Raw genomic sequence first — 18488 nt, 5'->3', positions numbered from 1 at the left:
CATGCCCACCCGGCTGAAGATCGCGGCAGACCTCGGCTTCACGATCGAACGGCCCGGTGGGCGCACGGTGCACGGTCGACTGCACGGAGAGGGCAGCAGGCTCCGTCTCGAGGTCGATCATCCCGAGGCGTTCGCCACCCGGGCGGACGCCGTCGGGCTCGCCTCGCTCGCCGCCGGACTGGCGAAGCGCGGCCTGGTCATCGACGTGACCCGGGGCAGCAGGATCCTGCTGAGCCTCGGTGCGGTGCGGGTCCCGTGGTGGCACCGTCGCCTCACCGGTTCCCGGCACATCCGCATCGGGAGTGTTCGGGGCCTGGTCGCACCCGGGCGGGCGCGGCTCGCTGCCGGCGACGGAGAGGGCGTGCTCCCCGTCCGCGATCTCGTGCCGCCCCGGACCCTGCTGCCCATCGCCCCCACGTTCATGAGGCCGCCGCGTCGGCGCGTCACGATCACGCACGACCCGGCCAAGGGCGGGCAGCCCCGTCTGGTGCTGGTCAGCAACGACGACCGGGCCCCCTTGGGCAGGCGCCGGAACCACCGGCTCCGGGGGCCCCTCACGAGCATCGGCGGCAGCGACGAGTGCGACATCCGGCTCGACGGGCTGCACGCGTTGCATGCCGAGGTCCTGCACGACGACGAGGACGAGTTCGTCGTCGTCGCCCACGCCGACGACGTACGGGTCAACGGCGCACGCGTGCAGCGCCAGCGCCTGCGGACCGGCTCTCGCCTGCAGGTCGGCGCCTGGACGCTGGTCTTCACCCGCGAGGAGTACGCCGACCACGGCCGGCCCTACGGCGGCCGCATCGGCGGTGAGCTCGGGCACCAGCGACCCCAGCCGCCGCGCCACGTCCTCAACAGGGGACCCGATGACTGAGCCGGTCCTCGTCGCCGGGGCGACCGGCTTCGTCGGACGCCGGCTCGTCGACGCGCTGGTCGCCACGGGAGTGGAGGTCCGGGCGATGACGCGCCGCCCGGACGCGTACGACGGTGCGGGTGAGCCGGTCGCCGGCGACGTGCACGACGCGCCCTCCCTCCACGACGCCCTGGCCGGCTGCTCAGCCGCCTACTACCTGGTGCACTCCCTCGGCTCCGACGACTTCGAACGACTCGACGCGGAGGCCGCGCGGGCGTTCGGCAAGGCGTGTGCCGATGCCGGTGTCGGTCGCATCGTCTACCTCGGCGGCCTGGGGAGCGACGGCGACGACCTGTCGGCGCATCTCCGCAGTCGCCGCCAGGTCGAGTCCCTGCTCGGTGAGTCGGGGGTTCCCGTCACGGTCCTGCGGGCCGGCATCGTGGTCGGACACGGCGGCCTCTCGTGGGAGATGACCAGGCAGCTGGTCGACCACCTGCCGCTGATGGTCACCCCACGTTGGGTGTCCACGCGCACCCAACCGATTGCCGTCGATGACGTGGTCGGGTATCTCGTCGGTGTGCTGGAGCTCCCCGAGACAGCCGGGGAGACCTACGAGATCGGGGGCCCGGAGGTGCTCCGCTACGCCGACATGATGCGTCGGGTGGCGACGATCCGTGGTCGGCCGCTGGTGATCCTGCCCGTCCCGCTGCTCAGCCCCGCACTCTCCGCGTTGTGGTTGACGCTGGTCACCGATGTGGACACCACCGCCGGGCGCAACCTGATCGACTCGATGACCAACGAGGTCGTGGTGCAGGACCACCGCATCCGTGAGCTCGTGCCGCGTGACCTGCTGGGGTACGACCAGGCGGTGCGGCGGGCCCTGGCCGAGCGGAGGGACGCTCGATGAGTCGATGGCAGCGACTGCGTGGCCGCCTGCCCCGGAACCTCGCGTACGTCGTACCGAAGACCCACGAAGAGACCCCGGCGATGCGCCGTCGACGGAGACGGGTGGTCGGCGGCACCCTCGTCGTGGGGAGTGCCCTGCTCGGACGCTCACTCTCGACGAAGCCCGGCTCGCGTGAGTTCTACGTCGAGACGCTCAGCCTGGCCGGGGTCTGGACCGCGGGCGGGCTCCTCTCCGGCCCCCTGCACCTCGGCTGGATAGAGGGCCAGGACACCCGGCTCCGGCGTCCGCTGGTCACTCCGGTGGCGACCGGCGCGGGCGCATTCTGCCTTTTCTACGCCGCCACCCTGGTGAGCCGGCGCATCCCCTTGCTCGACCGTGCGGTGTCCCGGGTGCTGCTCTTCGCCGAAGAAGGGCAGGAGGGGCTGGTGCTGGCGACCACGCTGGCCAACGGGCTCGCCGAAGAGGTCTTCTTCCGCGGTGCGCTCTACTCGGCCAGCAACAGCCACCCGGTCATCGTGTCCACCGCGGTCTACTCCGTCGTGACCGCCAGCACCCGCAACCCTGCGCTGGTGCTGGCCGCGGGCGTGATGGGCGCCCTGTTCGGCCTGCAACGCCGGGCCACCGGCGGGCTGCAGGCATCCGCGCTGACCCATGTCGCCTGGTCGGCCCTGATGGTGCGGTTCCTTCCGCCGCTGTTCCGCCGGGCCGGAGGAGCGCCTCGGTCATGACGCCCACCTGCGACCTGCTCGTCCGCGCGGGCTCCGCGGACCGGGCCGCCTTCGCGGAGTTCTACGACGCCACGTGCACGCCGGCGTACCTGCTCGCCCGGTGCCTGGCCGGGGACGTCGAACGCGCCGAGAGCCTCCTGCTCGGTGCCTACGCCGCGGCCTGGCGGTCCGCATCCCGATTCGACCCGACCCGCGAGCGGGCGCTCACCTGGTTGTTGTCCCTGGTGCAGTCGTCGGCCCGACAGACCCATGAGGAGAGACCATGACGACACGAACGGCCATCGTGCTCTTCACCCGCGACCTGAGGGTGCACGACAACCCGACACTGCAGGCCGCCGCGGACCAGGCCGACCACGTGCTTCCGCTGTTCGTGTTCGACGATGCGATCGCCGGGTCGACGTACCTCGCTCCCAACCGCGCGGCGTTCCTGACCGACTCCCTGTCCGACCTGGACGAGTCGCTGCGGGGGTGTGGTTCCGACGGCCTGGTCGTACGGCGCGGAGACCCCGCCGACGAAGTCGCCGCGCTCGCGCGGGAGGTCGGTGCGAGCAGCGTCCATCTCTCGGGCGACTGGAGCCGGCACGCACAGCGTCGCCTGGAGCGCCTGAGGAACGCGGTCGACGGCAGCGCCGTGGACGTGGTCGTGCACGACGAGACCCTGACGGTGTCACCGCCCGGCGTCGTCACCCCCGACAAGAGCGATCACTTCGCGGTGTTCACGCCGTACCACCGCCGCTGGTCGGATCGGCCCCTTCGTCCGGTGCTGGGCCAGGGCCCCCGACTCGTCTCGCCACGAGTACGGCGGGGACGGATTCCGACCGCCGACACGCTCTCCCCCGGCGACTCGCTGGCCCGTCACCTGCCCGTGGGCGGTGAGACGGCGGGGCGTCGGCGGATGAGTGCGTGGCTGGACTCGTCGGTCACCGACTACGAGGACCGGCACGACGACCTTCCCGGCGATGCCACCTCGCGTCTGTCGCCGTACCTGCACTTCGGCTGTGTGTCGCCGGTCGAGCTGGTGGCGAACGCCGGACGGTCGCAGGGAGCGCAGGCTTTCGTGCGCCAGCTGGCGTGGCGCGACTTCCACCTGCAGGTCCTGGCGGCCCGCCCCGACGCCGCTCACACGGACTACCGCGACCGCGGCGACCGATGGCGCCAGGACGCCGACGACCTGCGCGCCTGGCAGGAAGGGCGCACCGGATTCCCCATCATCGACGCGGCGATGCGGCAGCTGCGCGAAGAGGGCTGGATGCACAACCGGGCCCGACTGCTCGTGGGCAGCTTCCTGACCAAGACGCTCTACCTCGACTGGCGAGAAGGTGCCCGGCACTTCCTGCACCACCTCGTGGACGGTGAGGTCTCCAACAACCAGCTGAACTGGCAGTGGGTGGCCGGCACCGGAACAGACAGCCGTCCCAACCGGGTGCTCAACCCGCTGACCCAGGCCGACCGCCACGACCCGGACGGCGACTACGTGCGCCACTACGTTCCGGAGCTCGCCGACGTCGAGGGCGGTGCGGTCCATCGGCCGTGGAGGCTGCCCGACGAGGTCCGGTCGCGGCTGGACTACCCGGAGCCGATCGTCGACCTGGCCGAGGGTCGGCGCCGGTTCCTCGAGGCCCGGGACCGTTGAGCGCAGCCACTCACAGCGCGAGGCGGCGCACGTCGGCAGTGAGCTGCGTGAGGTGGGCGGTGAAGCGGGCCGCCAGGGCGCCGTCGATGACACGGTGGTCGTAGGACAGGCACAGTGGCAGCATCAGTCGGGGCACGAAGGCCTCGCCGTCCCAGACCGGCGCCATCTTCGAGCGCACGACGCCGAGGATGGCGACCTCGGGGGCGTTGACGATGGGCGTGAAGGCGGTGCCGCCGATGCCACCGAGGCTGCTGATCGTGAAGGTCGCGCCCTGCATGTCGGCGGCGGTGAGCTTGCCCTCCCGGGCCCGGGCGGACAGGTCCCCGAGCTCGCGGCTGAGCTCCAGCGCCCCCTTGCGGTCCACGTCGCGTACGACGGGCACCACGAGGCCGTCAGGGGTGTCGACCGCGACACCGATGTGGACGTAGTCCTTCAGCACGAGCTCGTCGCCGGCCAGCGAGCTGTTGACCTCCGGGAACTTCCGCAGGCTCGCGGCCACCGCCTTGAGCAGGAAGCTGAGGAGCGTGACGCGGTATCCCTCGGCACGCGCGGTGTCGTCGAGCTCGCGGCGGTAGGCGTCGAGGTCGGTGATGTCGGCCTCGTCCGAGTGGGTGACGTGCGGGACGTTGAGCCAGGAGCGGTGCAGGTGGGGCCCCGAGAGCTTCTTGATCCGCGAGAGCGGCACGGTGCGGATCGGGCCGAACTTCGAGAAGTCGACCTCCGGAACGGCGGGGATGCCGCTCGAGCCCGCCGCCGAGGGCGCGAGTGAGCGCTCGTAGTGGGTGAGCAGGTCCTGCTTCGTCACGCGGCGTCCGGGGCCACTGCCGGTGACAGTCGCGAGGTCGACCGTGAGCTCACGGGCGAGTCGGCGTACGAGGGGAGTGGCACGGAGGGTGCCGCTGGTCTCGGAGTCCGCGGCCGGCGCGGGTTCCACCGGCGCGGGCACGGCAGCCGGAGTGGGTGTCTCGGGGACCTCGACGGGCTCGGGAGTCTCGACGGCCTCGGGGGCCTCGGGGGTCTCGGGGGTCTCGACCGTCTCCGGGCCGGCCTCGGCGGTCTCGGCGATCGCGATCACGCTGCCCCGGCTGACCAGGTCGTCGACCTTGACCGACAGCGACACGATCGTGCCGGCGACCGGGGAAGGGATCTCCATCGTGGCCTTGTCGGTCTCCAGGGTGACGAGCGGGTCCTCGGCCTGGACGACGTCTCCGGGGCTGACCAGGAGCTCGATGACGGGTACGTCGGTGAAGTCACCGATGTCGGGAACCTTGATCTCCATCGTTGCTGTCCTCACGCGTGGGCCGGGTCGGGCCGGTTGGGGTCGATGCCGTACTTCTCGATCGCCTGGGCGACGAGGTCCCTGCTGACGATGCCTTCGGCTGCCAGGCTGCTGAGTGCGGCGACGGTGATGTGGTGGCGGTCCACCTCGAAGTGGCTGCGCAGGTTGCGGCGGTAGTCGGACCGGCCGAACCCGTCGGTGCCCAGTGCGGTGTAGCTGCCGGGGACGAAGCGCGCGATCTGGTCGGCGAAGGACTTCATGTAGTCGGTCGCCGCCACCACGGGGGTCTTGCGGTCTCCCAGGCACTGCTCGACGTACGACATGCGCGGCTCCTCGAGCGGGTGGAGGGTGTTCCACCGCTCGGTGGCCAGGCCGTCGCGACGCAGCTCGGTGAAGCTGGGTGCGCTCCACACGTCGGCCTTGATCTTGAAGTCGACTGCCAGCAGGTCGGCGGCGGCGAGCACCTCGCGCAGGATGGTGCCCGAACCGAGGAGGTTCACCTTCGCGGCACCGCGGCCCTTGCCGGGCTGCAGGCGGTAGAGGCCCTTGAGGATCCCGTCGGTGACACCCTCGGGCATCGCCGGGTGCTCGTAGTTCTCGTTCATCAGCGTGAGGTAGTAGAAGACGTCCTCCTGCTCGGCGTACATCCGCCGCAGCCCGTCGGCGACGATGACCGCCAGCTCGAACGCGTACGTCGGGTCGTAGGCCACGCAGTTCGGGATCATCGCGGCCTGAAGGTGGCTGTGGCCGTCCTCGTGCTGCAGGCCCTCGCCGTTGAGCGTCGTGCGCCCGGCGGTCCCGCCGAGCAGGAAGCCGCGGGCGCGCATGTCGCCGGCCGCCCACGCGAGGTCGCCGATGCGCTGGAACCCGAACATCGAGTAGTAGATGTAGAACGGGATCATCGGGGTGTCGTTGCTGGAGTACGACGTCGCTGCGGCGATCCACGACGACATGGCGCCGGCCTCGTTGATGCCCTCCTGGAGGATCTGGCCGCTGATGTCCTCCTTGTAGAACATCAGCTGCTCGGCGTCCTCGGGTGTGTAGAGCTGGCCGGCCTGCGAGAAGATCCCGACCTGGCGGAACAGGCCTTCCATGCCGAAGGTGCGTGCCTCGTCGGGGACGATCGGGACGACCCGGTTGCCGACGTTCTTGTCGCGCAGCAGCTTGGTGAGCACCTGGACGAAGGCCATGGTGGTCGAGATCGCGCGGCCCTTCGAACCGGCGGTCTGGGCGGCGAACGCCTCGACACCCGGGACCTCCAGAGGTGTCGAGGTGCGGCGCCGCTCGGGGAGATAGCCGCCGAGCTCCTGCCGGCGCGCGTGCAGGTACTTGTGCTCGACGGAGCCTTCCTCGAAGGAGACGTAGGGGAGGTCGGGGAGCTGCTCGTCCGGGACGGGGATCGAGAAGCGGTCGCGGAAGGCGCGCAGTGCGGGCTCGGCGACCTTCTTCGCCTGGTGCGTGATGTTCTGACCCTCACCGGCGGAGCCGAGGCCGTAGCCCTTCACCGTCTTGGCCAGCACCACGGTCGGAGAGCCGGTGTGGGCGTTGGCGGCGGCGTAGGCGGCGTACACCTTCTGCGGGTCGTGCCCGCCGCGGGTCAGGCGCCAGATCTCGTCGTCGGTCCAGTCCGCGACCATCCGGGCGAGCTCGGGGTCGGCACCGAAGAAGTGCTCGCGGACGTAGGCGCCGTCCTTGGACTTGAACGTCTGGTACTCGCCGTCGACGCACTCCATCATCCGTCGCTTGAGGGCACCGGTGGTGTCCTTGGCGAGGAGCTGGTCCCAGCCCGAGCCCCAGATGACCTTGACGACGTTCCACCCGGCGCCGCGGAAGACGCCTTCGAGCTCCTGGATGATCTTGCCGTTGCCGCGGACCGGGCCGTCGAGCCGCTGCAGGTTGCAGTTGACCACGAAGACCAGGTTGTCGAGCTTCTCCCGGGCGGCCATGGAGATCGCGCCGAGCGACTCGGGCTCGTCGGTCTCGCCGTCCCCGAGGAAGGCCCAGACCTTGCGGTCGGCGGTGTCGGCCAGGCCGCGGGCGTGCAGGTACTTCAGGAAGCGTGCCTGGTAGATCGCCATCAGCGGGCCCAGCCCCATGGAGACGGTGGGGAACTGCCAGAAGTCGGGCATCAGCCACGGGTGGGGGTACGACGAGAGCCCGGCGCCGCCGGTCTCCTGGCGGAAGTTGTCGAGCTGGGCCTCCGTGAGCCGGCCCTCCAGGAACGCACGGGCGTAGATGCCGGGGGAGAGGTGGCCCTGGACGTAGACCAGGTCGCCGCCGTGGTCGTCGGACGCGGCGTGCCAGAAGTGCTGGAAGCCCACGTCGTAGAGGGTTGCGGCGGACTGGAAGCTGGAGAGGTGGCCGCCGAGCTCGGTCGACTCCTTGTTGGCGCGGAGCACCATCGCGAGCGCGTTCCAGCGGATCACGGACCGGATGCTGTGCTCGATCTCGCGGTCGCCCGGGTGGGTCGGCTCGTCACTCGCCGCGACGGTGTTGACGTACGGCGTCGTGGCCACGAACGGCACCCGTGAGCCGAGGCGCTGCGCCTCCTCCAGGACCTGGTCCAGGAGGAACTCGCTGCGCGCCTCGCCCTCGAACTCCAGGACGGCGGCGAGTGCGTCGCGCCATTCCTGTGTCTCGGCGGGGTCGATGTCTGTCATCCCGTGTCCTCAGGTCGATGGAGATGTGCACCACCATCCTCAAGGCAGTTCTGGAATGCGTCTAATGCCTAGTTGGACATCAATTCATGCGTCAGACACATGGATCTTCGAGCTGGTGCGGAGCGCGTGGTCCCGGAACTGCGCGGACGCCGGCGGCAGGTGGCGGTCGCGGACCCAGGCAAGACCGATCTCTCGTGAGGCGCGCACGTCGGTGATGCGCAGGGAGGGCGCGATGGGCGCGGCGCCGCTGCGCGACTCGGGCAGCAGGGCGACTCCGAGGCCCGCCGAGACCAGCCCCCGGAGGGTCTCGACCTCCTCGCCCTCGAAGCCGATCTGTGGCGTGAACCCGACCTGCGCGCACAGGTCCTCGGTGACCGAGCGCAGGCTGAATCCCCGTTTCAGCACGATGAACTCCTCGTGCGCGACGTCGCCGAGCCGCGCCGTACGTCGAGAGGCGAGTCGGTGGTCGGGTGGCACCACGAGGCGCAGGGGCTCCTGGAACAGCTGGCGGCTCTCGAGCTGCTTCAGCTGCGGTCGATCACCGGTGATGGCGAGGTCGACGACACCGTTGAGCAGGTCGTCGATCAGGCCCGCGTCCCCGTGCTGGCGCAGGTCGAACCGCACGTTCGGGCGTTCGGCGCGGAAGCCACGGATCAGCTCGGGGACGAGCCAGGTCCCCAGGGTGTGCAGGAAGGCGAGGGGGACGAAGCCGCCGTCCGGTGCGGTGATGTCCTGCACCGATCGCATGCCCCGCTCGTAGGCGTCGAGGGTGTCCCGGGCGTGCCCGGCCAGCTCACGGCCGGCCGGCGTCAGCGTCAGGCCGCGCCCGACGCGTTGCAGCAGCGGGGTGCCCACCTCGCGCTCGAGCCGGGCCAGCGCCCGGGACACCGCGGGTTGCGTGCGATGGAGCTGCTCGGCGGTCTCGGTCACGGTGCTGCCGTCAGCCACGGCCAGGAATGCGCGAATCGTGTCCAGCTCCATCCACCCATGATGACAGTGCATGGATCGAACGGCTTCCCGGACACCTGGCGCGAGTAGCCTCCGGACATGAGGCACTTCTCGGCCGCCGAGGTGCTGCACCCCCACCTCCGCACACAGGTCCAGCAACTTCGTGAGCTCCGGGGCCCGGTGCGGGCCGACGAGCCGGACGCCGTGCACAGGATGCGGGTGACCACCAGGCGTCTGCGCAGTGCCCTCGCGACGTTCCGACCGATGCTCACGGCTGACTCATCCCGGGCACTGCGCGACGAGCTGAAGTGGCTTGCGGGAGTGCTGGGCGAAGCGCGCGACGCCGAGGTGTTGCGTGACCGGTTGGCCGGGCTGGGACCCCAGGAGTTGGCGGCACGCCTGGATCTGCGCCACGACGAAGGCATTGCACACGTCAGACAGGCGCTCGACTCACCGCCGTGCCTCCACCTCTTCGATGCCCTGGACGCCTTGGTCGAGGAGCCACCGTGGGCCCCGGAGGCGCAGGCCGCGGCCCACGACGTCCTAGGAGTGGGGGTTCGCCGCGACTGGAAGCGGCTCGCCCGTCGCGCCAAGGCCGCGGGTCGTGCACGCACCGACGCCGATCGCGACCTGCTGCTGCACGAGGTGCGCAAGGCCACCAAGCGGCTGCGCCACGCGGCCGAGGTCGTCGTACCTGTCTTCGGGTCACCGGCTGACCATCTGGCGGCGGCGGCCAAGCGGCTGCAGAAGACGCTGGGTGAGCACCAGGACAGCGCGCGGTGCCAGCAGCTCCTCCGGGAGTTCGCCTCGGAGACCACGCTGGCCGGAGACGCCGAACTGGCCCTCCTGCGCCTGCTCGTGCACGAACAGGTCCGCGCCGAGCGAGCCCGCGAGCAGTACGGGCCGGCCCTCGACTCGCTGCGGGCCCGGCGCCCGAGCGTCAGCTTCCGCCGGCGGGCAAGGCCTCGAGCATGACGTCGGGCTTGTCGCGGGCGGTCGCGGTGGCCCGCCACTGGTCGGTGAAGATCGCCAGGTAGGTGCCGTCGGAACGCTGGAGCACCTCGCAGCCCCGTGCCCCGGCCAGGGCCTTCGCGCCCTCGGCGTCGGTGCGCCGAGCCACCTGGTAGTCGAGTCGCGACAACCGGATCGGTGAGTTGAACTCGTTGGTCATGCGTTCCTGCACGACCTCGAACTGCATGGGGCCGACCGCGGCGAGCACCGGGCTCTGGTCGCCGCGCAGGTCCGAGCGCAGCACCTGGACGACGCCTTCCTGGTCCAGCTGCTCGATGCCCCGGCGGAACTGCTTGTAGCGGCCGATGTCCTTGGCGGTCGCGGTCATGAAGTGCTCGGGGGCGAACGTCGGCACCGGCGGGTACTCGATCGGGTCGCCGACGTACACCGTGTCGCCGACGCGCAGCGACTGGGCGTTGACGAACCCGACGATGTCGCCCGGGTAGGCGTGCTCGATGGACGACACCTCGCGCCCGAAGACCGCCTGGGCGTATTTCGTCGCGAACGGCTTGCCCGTGGTCGCATGCGTCACGACCATGCCGCGGTCGAAGGCGCCGGACACGATGCGCGCGTAGGCGAGCCGGTCGCGGTGGGCGGCGTTCATGCCCGACTGCACCTTGAACACGAAGGCACTGAAGTCGTCGTCGACCTGTCGCAACGAGCCGTCGACCCCGGCGGTGACGTGCGGTGCGGGGGCGAGGTCGAGCAGCAGGTCGAGCAGCTGGGCCACCCCGAAGTTCTGCAGCGCGGAGGCGAACATGACCGGTGTGGTCTCCCCGGCCAGGAAGCGGTCCTGGTCGTGGTCGGCGTCGTCCGCGGCGAGCAGCTCGTGCTCCTCCACGGCGTCGGTCCAGACGTCGGCGTCCGTCGCGTCGACCTCGGACGGCGGCATCCGGCGCTCGGGGGCACGCGTGGCGCCACCCGCCGTACGGGTGTACTTCACGAACTCGCCCGTACGCCGGTCCAGGACGCCGCGGAAGTCGCCCGCCTCGCCGACCGGCCAGGTCAGGGGCGTGGGCCGCAGCTTGATCTGCTGCTCGATGAGGTCCATCAGCTCGAGGGCGGAGAGCCCGGGACGGTCCCATTTGTTGATGACCGTGATCACCGGGATGCCGCGCAACGCGCACACCTTGAACAGCTTGAGGGTCTGCGGCTCGAGGCCCTTTCCGGCGTCGACCAGCATCACTGCCGAGTCGACCGCGGAGAGCACCCGGTAGGTGTCCTCGGAGAAGTCGCTGTGGCCGGGGGTGTCGACGAGGTTGATGACGTGGTCGCGGTAGACGAACTGGAGGGCCGCGGACGTGATCGAGATGCCGCGGGCCTTCTCCATGTCCATCCAGTCCGAGACCGTGGCGCGGCGACCGCCCTTGCCGTGGACGGCGCCGGCCTCGGTGATCACCCGCGCATGCAGGGCGAGGGCTTCGGTGAGCGTGGACTTGCCGGCGTCGGGGTGGCTGATGACGGCGAAGGTACGGCGGGGGCGCTTGTCTGACACGCCGCGAATCTACCGGCCGCGGCGCCGTCCCACGGCATTCGGAGAACCTCCGGACTCCTTCGCGCCGGGGCGCCGGTCGCTCAGGCGTCGGACGCGAGCGTCCGACGGAGTACGGCGACGAGGTCGCCCTGCGGGTCGTCGGTCAGCCGCGTGGAGCGCCAGGCGACGTGGTGGTCGGGGCGGACCAGGAGGCAGCCGGTGTCCTCGACCTCGCGCAGCTCGGCCCAGCGACCCAGCACGTCGTCGTACTCACTGTGGTGGCCGAGCGTGCGCACATTGAGGGGTACGCCGAGCTCGGTGGCTGCCTTTGCGGCGGCGTCCGCCCACGCCTCTCCGCCGATGCCGGTGAGCAGGGTGAAGGCGCCGTGGCCCACGAGGTCGAGCGTGGAGACCTGGCGCCCCTCGTGCTCGAGCCAGGCGTGCGGCAGTCGCGCGCCGGGGTGTGTGGTCGGGTGGTGGAAGAGTTCGGGGTCGCGGTCCGGAGTGGGCCAGGGAGTGTCGTCGTCGGCGACGGCCGAGGACTCGTAGTGCTGGTCGAGCTCCACGCCGTGGCAGTTGAACTGGTAGTTCTGCAAGGCGACCGCCTCGTCGAGGGCCTTGCGGCGGACCTCGCCGTCGGGCCCGGGGAGGAACAGGTCGTCCAGTGCCTTCCAGCCGTCGTCGCTGCTCTGACCGGGCGCGAAGCCGAGCGCCTGCGAGATCGGGAGCATGTCGCCGACGCTCTTCATCGCCCGGTCGACAACCTGACGGCCGACCGGCTGGCGCTCCGCGTCGTACGTGTCGAGCAGTGCCGGGCCGGCCAGCCCGCGCAGCACGTAGGCCAGCTTCCAGGCGAGGTTGAAGGAGTCCTGGATCGAGGTGTTGGTGCCCAGCCCGTTCGCCGGCGGGTGTCGGTGTGCGGCGTCACCGGCGAGGAAGACCCGACCCTGCTGGTAGGTCTCGGCGACGACGTGGTTGATCTGCCACTGGCTGATCGCCTTCACCTTGATGTCGACGTCCGGGTCGCCGATGGTGGTGCGGGCCCGCGCGATCACGGCTTCCTCGGAGAGGTCCGGCTCGCCCTGGGCGGGGTCGTACATGTAGAGCATGACCCACTCGGTCCACGGCTTCACGCAGATCCAGGTGCCCGAGCCGACCCAGTAGTCGTTGCCCGGCTGGCACATCCAGTAGAGCGTGCCGGGCCGGTGCGCGGTGTACGCCGTCAGGTCGGCCTCGAGCCAGACGTTCACGGCGGCGCCGAGCCCGGTCGTGCCGTCCATGGAGAAGTCGAGCAGCTCGGCCACGGTCGAGCGGCCACCATCGGCGCCCACGGCGTACTTCGCCCGGATGGTCTGCTGCTCGCCGGTGCCACGATCCTTCACGGTCGCGGTCACGCCGTCCGCGTCCTGGGTCAGGTCGACGAGCTCGGTGTCGAAGCGGACGTCGGCGCCGTGCCCGGTCGCGCCGCGCAGCATGACCGGCTCAAGGATGTGCTGCGGGATGTTGCACATCTGGCTCGGGCTGGCCAGGTCGTAGTCGCTGCGTCGTTCGGGGCCGCTGCCCCAGGTCAGGAGCCGGGCGATCTCGGGGTCGGTGAAGCTGGTCGACCAGACGTTGTTGCCCATCAGCTCGTTGGGGGTGGCGACCTCGCGCACGTCGTCCTCGATGCCGAGGTCGCGGAAGACCTCCATCGTGCGCTGGTTGGTGATGTGCGCGCGGGGCGAGTGCGCGGTGCCGCCGTACTTCGTGACGGTGACGGTGTCGATCCCGAGCTCGGCGAGCAGGCCGGCCATGGCCAGACCGGCGGGCCCGGCCCCGATGACCAGTACGTCGGTCTCGATGGCGTTGAGCTCTGTCATGGCGGTTCTCCTCGGGCGATCAAGTGGGTGGGCGGGGCGGTGATGCCTGTCACAGAGCATGACATTCGTCGTGCGAAGATTCAAGAGATATTCGAAAATAATGGAATGAGCGACTGATCAATGGTGGATCGGTGACGCCGCGCAGCGAGCAGCCGACACCGGATGCACCGTTCCTGCTGATCGGTGCGTAGAATGGGCGCCGTAGAGGTCAGGTTTTCCAACCCCTCGGTTCTGCTGGTTCGAATCAAGCGCCGCCGAATCACGCGCCGCAGGAACGACTGCCCCGGCTGCAGATCGCCGGGATCGACTCGGGTGGTCTCGGCCTGATCGTCAGGCCCCGGCCTGTTCGCCGTCCGAGCGCTGCTCGACAGCCGGCCTCCACGCCCTGACCCGGGCCCTCCAGAGGAGAGAATTCTTGGCAAGACGAGGCCAGCGCCGCCAGACCGGTGACACGCGGACCGCACAGCGCAGCAACCAGCGCGGCGGCCAGCGCAACAACCAGCGTCGCAACCGACCGCTCGACAACGACGGGATCATCCCCGTGCTCGCCCGCGCCGTGCGTGAGGTCGAGATCGCGGTGCAGAAGGGGTCGGTCCAGCGCCCTGACCGCACCAAGTTCCAGGTCGTCGCGCTTCTGGTGCGTGAGGAGCGGGCCCGCATCAAGGCCGACACCGAGACCACCGAGGCCAAGCGAGCCGACGAGCTCAAGCGCCTCGACGGCATCGCCACGATCCTCGCCAAGACCACGGCCCGTGACACCTCACTGCTCGAGCTGCTCACCGAAGAGGCCTCGGTCTCCGATGCGGCGCGTGCCCTCAAGCGCGAGATGCTCGAGGCCGCCGGGCTCGACGTACCCCCTGAGGAAGTGGCGGCCCCGGAACCGGCCCTGGCCAACGGCGCGCACACAGAGCGCCGTGTCGTGCCGCAGTCCGTGATCTCGCGTCAACTGTCCAACCCGTTCCTCGTTCCCGACTTCTCCACCCCGGCGCCCGTGACGCCGAAGACGCACCGCCTGGCGTCGTGGGAGCTGCTCGGCCCGCTCTTCCGGTCCTTCGAGTACGGCGGCGCCTCGTCCTGCATGGACCTGCCGGAGCCGAGCACGCTCAAGACCGCCAGCGGCATGGAGCTCATGCACCACCAGGGTGAGGTCGTCGCCGCTGCCGCCGAGGGCCACCGCACCTTCCTGCTCGCCGACGAGCCGGGCCTGGGCAAGACCGCGCAGGCGTTGCTCGCCGCGCAGGCCGCCGAGGCCTATCCGCTGCTGGTCGTCGTGCCGTCGGTCGTGAAGACCAACTGGGCCCGCGAGGCCGAGATCTGGACGCCGAAGCGCCCCACCACCGTGATCCACGGTGACGGCGACACGATCGACGGTTTCGCCGACATCGTGATCGTGAACTACGAGGTGCTCGACCGGCACGTCGGCTGGCTCGGTGACTTCGGCTTCCGCGGCATGGTCATCGACGAGGCGCACTTCATCAAGAACAAGTCGTCACAGCGCTCGCAGCACGCGCTCGAGATTGCCGACCGCATCCGGGCCCGTACGCCGCGACCGCTGATGATGGCGCTGACCGGCACGCCGCTGATCAACGACATCGAGGACTTCCGCGCGATCTGGCAGTTCCTCGGCTGGATCGACGACAAGAAGCCGCGGCCCGGCCTGATGGCCGCCCTCGAGGAGACCGGTCTCTCGCCGGTCGACTCCGGCTTCTATGCCGCGGCCCGCGCGGCGGTGATCGACCAGGGCATCGTGCGTCGCCGCAAGGTCGACGTCGCCTCCGACATTCCGGCCCGCCGCGTCGCCGACCTGCCCGTCGAGCTCGACGACGCCCTCGGTCGCTCGATCCGCGACTCCGAGCGCAAGCTGGCCAAGCGCCTGCTCAAGCGCTACCAGACCGCGCTCGAGACCCGCACGTCCGGCGTCACCGTCGAGGGCATCGACCACGAGCTCGTACGCCGCGTCGCGACGTGGGAGCGCGAGGACAACAGCGACAACAGCTCGGGCGAGAACGTCTTCACGATGATGCGCCGGATCGGCCAGGCCAAGGCTGGTCTCGCCGCCGACTACGCCGCCCAGCTTGCCCGCAACGTCGGCAAGGTGGTCTTCTTCGCCAAGCACATCGACGTGATGGACGTGGCGCAGGAGACCTTCGCCAAGCGCGACATCCGCTACGCCTCGATCCGTGGCGACCAGACTCCGCGTGAGCGGCAGAAGAACATCGACGCGTTCATCAACGATCCCGACGTCGCGATCGTGGTGTGCTCGCTGACTGCGGCCGGTGTCGGGTTGAACCTCCAGGTCGCCTCCAACATGGTGCTGGCCGAGCTGTCGTGGACCGACGCCGAGCAGACCCAGGCGATCGACCGGATCCACCGCATCGGCCAGGCCGAGCCGGTCACCGCGTGGCGGATCATCGCCTCGCAGACCCTCGACACCAAGATCGCCGAGCTGATCGACAGCAAGGCAGGACTGGCTGCGCGTGCGCTCGACGGGTCCGACGAGGAGATCGCCGACTCGTCCGACGTGCAGCTCGAGGCCTTGGTCGCCCTGCTCACCGACGAGTTGGAGCGCCTGGGCTGATCGGGGTGCTGGGCTGATTGGGGCGCCTGGGCTGATCAGCCCAGCACGCCGGCGCCCTCGCGCAGCTCGAAGACCAGCTGGGTCTCCGTCTGGCGGACGACCCGGTGCACGGTCACGTGCTCGAGCACCAGGTCGCGCAATGCCTGGGCGCTCTCGACGGCGACGTGCAGGTGGAAGTCGTCCTCGCCGGCCACGTGAAAGGCCTGGAGTACGCCGGGCGCGCGGGTGAGTGCGGCGTACAGCTTGGTCACGTGGGCCTGGTTGTGGCTGCCCAGGCGCACCTTGATCACCGCCTGGATCGGGCGGCCCAGTGCGGCGAGGTCGAGCTGGATGCTGGTCCCGCGGATCACGCCGCGCTCGCGCAGCGCGCGCACCCGGTAGGCGCAGGTTGACTCGGCGATCCCGAGCCGGGACGCCAGTGCCTTGTTGGTCAGGCGGGCATCGATGGAGAGCGCGCGCAGGATCTCGAGGTCGGTGTCGTCGAGTCCGACGCCTTGGGCTTTCGGCAAGTCTGCTGCCCTCCGATGCGGGTGGATTGAGCCTTCTGGCCAATCTAGGCGCTCAGTTCGCTGATTCGACAGAATCAATGGAGGCTGGCTGCTGAATCCACCATCGTGGGGGCATGTCCCTGCGCCCTGACTCCCTCGCTGTCCACTGCGGTCGTGACGATCTCACCGACCTCGGTGTGCACGCCCTGCCTCTCGATCTCTCCTCCACCTACCCGTTGCCGGACATCGAGTCCGGGGGCGCGGCCTACGAGTCGATGGCCACCGGCGGCCACCCGCTGGCCGAGGGCGGCCATGTGTACTCCCGGCTGTGGAACCCGACGGTCGGTCGCTTCGAGAAGGCCCTGGCCCAGCTCGAGCACGCGGAGGAGTCGGTGGCGTTCGCCTCGGGCATGGCCGCGATGACCGCCGCGATCCTGTCGGCCACGGCGTTCGGCGAGCGGCGACACGTGGTCGCCGTACGACCCTTGTACGGCGGCACGGACCACCTGCTCGACTCCGGGCTGCTCGGCGTGGAGGTGGACTTCTGCACCGAAGAGGGCGTCGAGGCCGCGATCCGTGCGGACACGGCGCTGGTGATCCTGGAGACCCCGGCGAACCCGACGCTGGATCTCGTGGACATTCGCCACGTCGTGGCACAGGCCGGTGTCGTGCCGGTGCTGGTCGACAACACCTTCGCCACGCCGATCCTGCAGAACCCGATCACGCTGGGTGCGGCGATGTCACTGCACTCTGCGACGAAGTACCTCGGCGGACACGGCGACGTCACCGCCGGTGTGATCGCGTGCGGCCAGGAGACCGCTTCGGCGCTGCGTCGGGTGCGGGCCGTGACCGGCGGTCTGCTGCATCCCCTCGGCGCCTATCTGCTGCACCGTGGCCTGACCACGTTGCCGATCCGCATGCGGGCGCAGCAGGCCAGCGCGACCCGCATCGCCCAGTGGCTCGGCGAGCACCCTGCCGTGGACACCGTCCACTACCCGGGGATCGACGGAGACTCGCGCGACCTGTTGCAGACCCAGATGTGGGGGCCGGGTGCGATGGTCGGCCTCACCCTGCGCGACGGGTTCGCGGCGGCGGAGGCGCTGACCACGCGCACGCGCCTCTTCACCCACGCGGTCTCCCTCGGCGGGGTCGACTCGTTGGTGCAGCACCCCGCTGCCCTGACCCACCGCCCGGTCGCGCCGGAGGCCCGCCCCTCGGCGAACCTCGTGCGGATCTCGGTCGGCCTCGAGGACGTCGAGGACCTGATGGAGGACCTCGACCGCGGTCTCAGCGCCTCCCGAGATCGCGTGCCGTTGACCGCCGGCTGACGCCCTGCTGCTCTCCTGTTGACTGGCCGGCATGAACGGACGACAGATCGGCGGCCTCATCGGCGCCGGCGGGGGACTGGTCTTCGTGCTCGCCAACGCGGGAGAGCTGCCGGGCGCGACGGCGCTGCGCGTCGTGGGAGTGGCCTGTTTCGTGGTGCTGGTCGCCTGGCTGGTGGTGCGTACGCCGGCCGCGCCGCCGACACCCACACCCGCGGCACTGCGCATCTACTGGACCTGCGTGCTGGGCGAGCTGGTGGCCATCCCGGCCGGAGCCGCCGTGCTGCGTCAGCTCGGCCACGCCGAGCTCGTACCGGCCTGGGTGGTGCTCGTGGTCGGCACGCACTTCGTGCCGTTCGCCCAGGCGTTCAGGCTTCCGCTCTTCGCGAGGCTGGGCCTGGTGCTGATCGCGATCGCGCTGGCCGGCATGGCCAGTTCGTTGGCCGGCGTCGACGATGCCGTACCGCTGGCTGCCGTCGCTGCCGGGTTCGTGCTGTTCGCGGCCGTCGCGGTCGGTTCGCTTCAGCGTGAAGCCACGGCTGTCGTCTCGTGACTCGGCTGGCCCTCGACGCAAGCTGATCGCGCCAGGCTCATCGTTGGCTGAGGAAGGCGTGCTGCGCTCTCGTGGTCTGCGGTGCGCTCTCGTGGTGTGCGGTGCCCGCGCTGCCGCTTCGTTGGTTGAGGAAGGCGCGCCAGCGCCTGTCTCGAAGCCAACCCACGATCGACCGCGCCTGGCCGGGCCACC

Annotated in this window: 15 protein-coding genes; 9 read left to right on the top strand and 6 right to left on the bottom strand. The window is 70.3% G+C overall.

From position 1 onward, the window contains the following. Position 1 precedes the first annotated feature (1 nt). Genes ASH02_RS19660 through ASH02_RS19640 form a run of 5 tightly spaced genes read left to right on the top strand, consistent with a single transcriptional unit; the run spans position 2 to position 4121 of the window. Positions 2-874, top strand: a complete 873-nt coding sequence (locus ASH02_RS19660; protein ID WP_056682233.1) for an FHA domain-containing protein — start codon at positions 2-4, stop codon at positions 872-874. Continuing rightward, positions 867-1760 carry an NAD(P)H-binding protein gene (locus ASH02_RS19655; protein ID WP_056682231.1) on the top strand — a complete coding sequence of 298 codons (894 nt, stop codon included), beginning with the start codon at positions 867-869 and terminating at the stop codon, positions 1758-1760. The genes ASH02_RS19660 and ASH02_RS19655 overlap by 8 nt, the downstream gene beginning before the upstream one ends. Further along, a complete protein-coding gene (locus ASH02_RS19650) occupies positions 1757-2488 on the top strand; it encodes a CPBP family intramembrane glutamic endopeptidase (protein ID WP_082563829.1) in 732 nt (243 codons plus the stop codon). Before ASH02_RS19655 ends, ASH02_RS19650 begins: the two co-directional genes overlap by 4 nt. Continuing rightward, positions 2485-2754 carry a sigma factor gene (locus tag ASH02_RS19645; RefSeq protein ID WP_056682227.1) on the top strand — a complete coding sequence of 90 codons (270 nt, stop codon included), beginning with the start codon at positions 2485-2487 and terminating at the stop codon, positions 2752-2754. Before ASH02_RS19650 ends, ASH02_RS19645 begins: the two co-directional genes overlap by 4 nt. Continuing rightward, positions 2751-4121 (top strand): cryptochrome/photolyase family protein, encoded by a 1371-nt coding sequence (locus tag ASH02_RS19640; RefSeq protein WP_056682224.1) that lies wholly within the window; start codon positions 2751-2753, stop codon positions 4119-4121. The genes ASH02_RS19645 and ASH02_RS19640 overlap by 4 nt, the downstream gene beginning before the upstream one ends. Positions 4122-4131: 10 nt before the next feature. Here ASH02_RS19640 and ASH02_RS19635 read toward each other — a convergent pair whose 3' ends face one another. The 3 genes from ASH02_RS19635 to ASH02_RS19625 form a co-directional block, all read right to left on the bottom strand. After that, entirely contained in the window at positions 4132-5400 is a 1269-nt protein-coding gene (locus ASH02_RS19635; RefSeq protein WP_056682221.1) for a 2-oxo acid dehydrogenase subunit E2, read from the bottom strand. Positions 5401-5411: 11 nt separating this feature from the next. Beyond that, positions 5412-8060: a pyruvate dehydrogenase (acetyl-transferring), homodimeric type gene (gene aceE, locus ASH02_RS19630; protein ID WP_056682218.1), complete on the bottom strand. Its 2649-nt coding sequence runs from the start codon at positions 8058-8060 to the stop codon at positions 5412-5414. An 84-nt stretch (positions 8061-8144) separates the two neighbouring features. After that, positions 8145-9041 carry a LysR substrate-binding domain-containing protein gene (locus ASH02_RS19625; protein ID WP_056682215.1) on the bottom strand — a complete coding sequence of 299 codons (897 nt, stop codon included), beginning with the start codon at positions 9039-9041 and terminating at the stop codon, positions 8145-8147. A gap of 66 nt (positions 9042-9107) precedes the next feature. Here ASH02_RS19625 and ASH02_RS19620 point away from each other — a divergent pair, with 66 nt between their 5' ends. After that, on the top strand, positions 9108-9983 hold the full coding sequence (locus ASH02_RS19620; RefSeq protein WP_056682212.1) for a CHAD domain-containing protein: 876 nt from the start codon (positions 9108-9110) through the stop codon (positions 9981-9983). On the opposite strand, the gene ASH02_RS19615 is transcribed toward ASH02_RS19620, so the two are convergent. After that, positions 9949-11514 (bottom strand): peptide chain release factor 3, encoded by a 1566-nt coding sequence (locus ASH02_RS19615; protein WP_082563828.1) that lies wholly within the window; start codon positions 11512-11514, stop codon positions 9949-9951. The two genes, ASH02_RS19620 and ASH02_RS19615, sit on opposite strands and share 35 nt — an antisense overlap. Before the next feature lie 80 nt (positions 11515-11594). Beyond that, the gene (locus tag ASH02_RS19610) at positions 11595-13352 is read right to left on the bottom strand and encodes an FAD-dependent monooxygenase (RefSeq protein WP_056682206.1); all 1758 of its coding nucleotides are present in this window, start codon (positions 13350-13352) and stop codon (positions 11595-11597) included. Between the two features lie 415 nt (positions 13353-13767). On the opposite strand from ASH02_RS19610, the gene ASH02_RS19605 reads away from it, so the two are divergent. After that, positions 13768-15930 (top strand): DEAD/DEAH box helicase, encoded by a 2163-nt coding sequence (locus ASH02_RS19605; RefSeq protein ID WP_056682202.1) that lies wholly within the window; start codon positions 13768-13770, stop codon positions 15928-15930. 35 nt (positions 15931-15965) lie between these two features. Here ASH02_RS19605 and ASH02_RS19600 read toward each other — a convergent pair whose 3' ends face one another. Beyond that, a complete protein-coding gene (locus ASH02_RS19600) occupies positions 15966-16439 on the bottom strand; it encodes an Lrp/AsnC family transcriptional regulator (RefSeq protein ID WP_056682199.1) in 474 nt (157 codons plus the stop codon). A 113-nt stretch (positions 16440-16552) separates the two neighbouring features. Between ASH02_RS19600 and ASH02_RS19595 the strand changes: the two genes are divergently transcribed. Then, positions 16553-17746: a trans-sulfuration enzyme family protein gene (locus ASH02_RS19595; RefSeq protein WP_056682195.1), complete on the top strand. Its 1194-nt coding sequence runs from the start codon at positions 16553-16555 to the stop codon at positions 17744-17746. Between the two features lie 31 nt (positions 17747-17777). Beyond that, on the top strand, positions 17778-18296 hold the full coding sequence (locus ASH02_RS19590) for a hypothetical protein (protein ID WP_056682192.1): 519 nt from the start codon (positions 17778-17780) through the stop codon (positions 18294-18296). The last annotated feature ends 192 nt before the right edge of the window (positions 18297-18488 follow it).

It is taken from the genome of Nocardioides sp. Soil796 (assembly GCF_001429525.1).
Classification (GTDB): Bacteria; Actinomycetota; Actinomycetes; order Propionibacteriales; family Nocardioidaceae; genus Nocardioides.
This window is presented reverse-complemented; position numbering and strand designations above follow the sequence as displayed.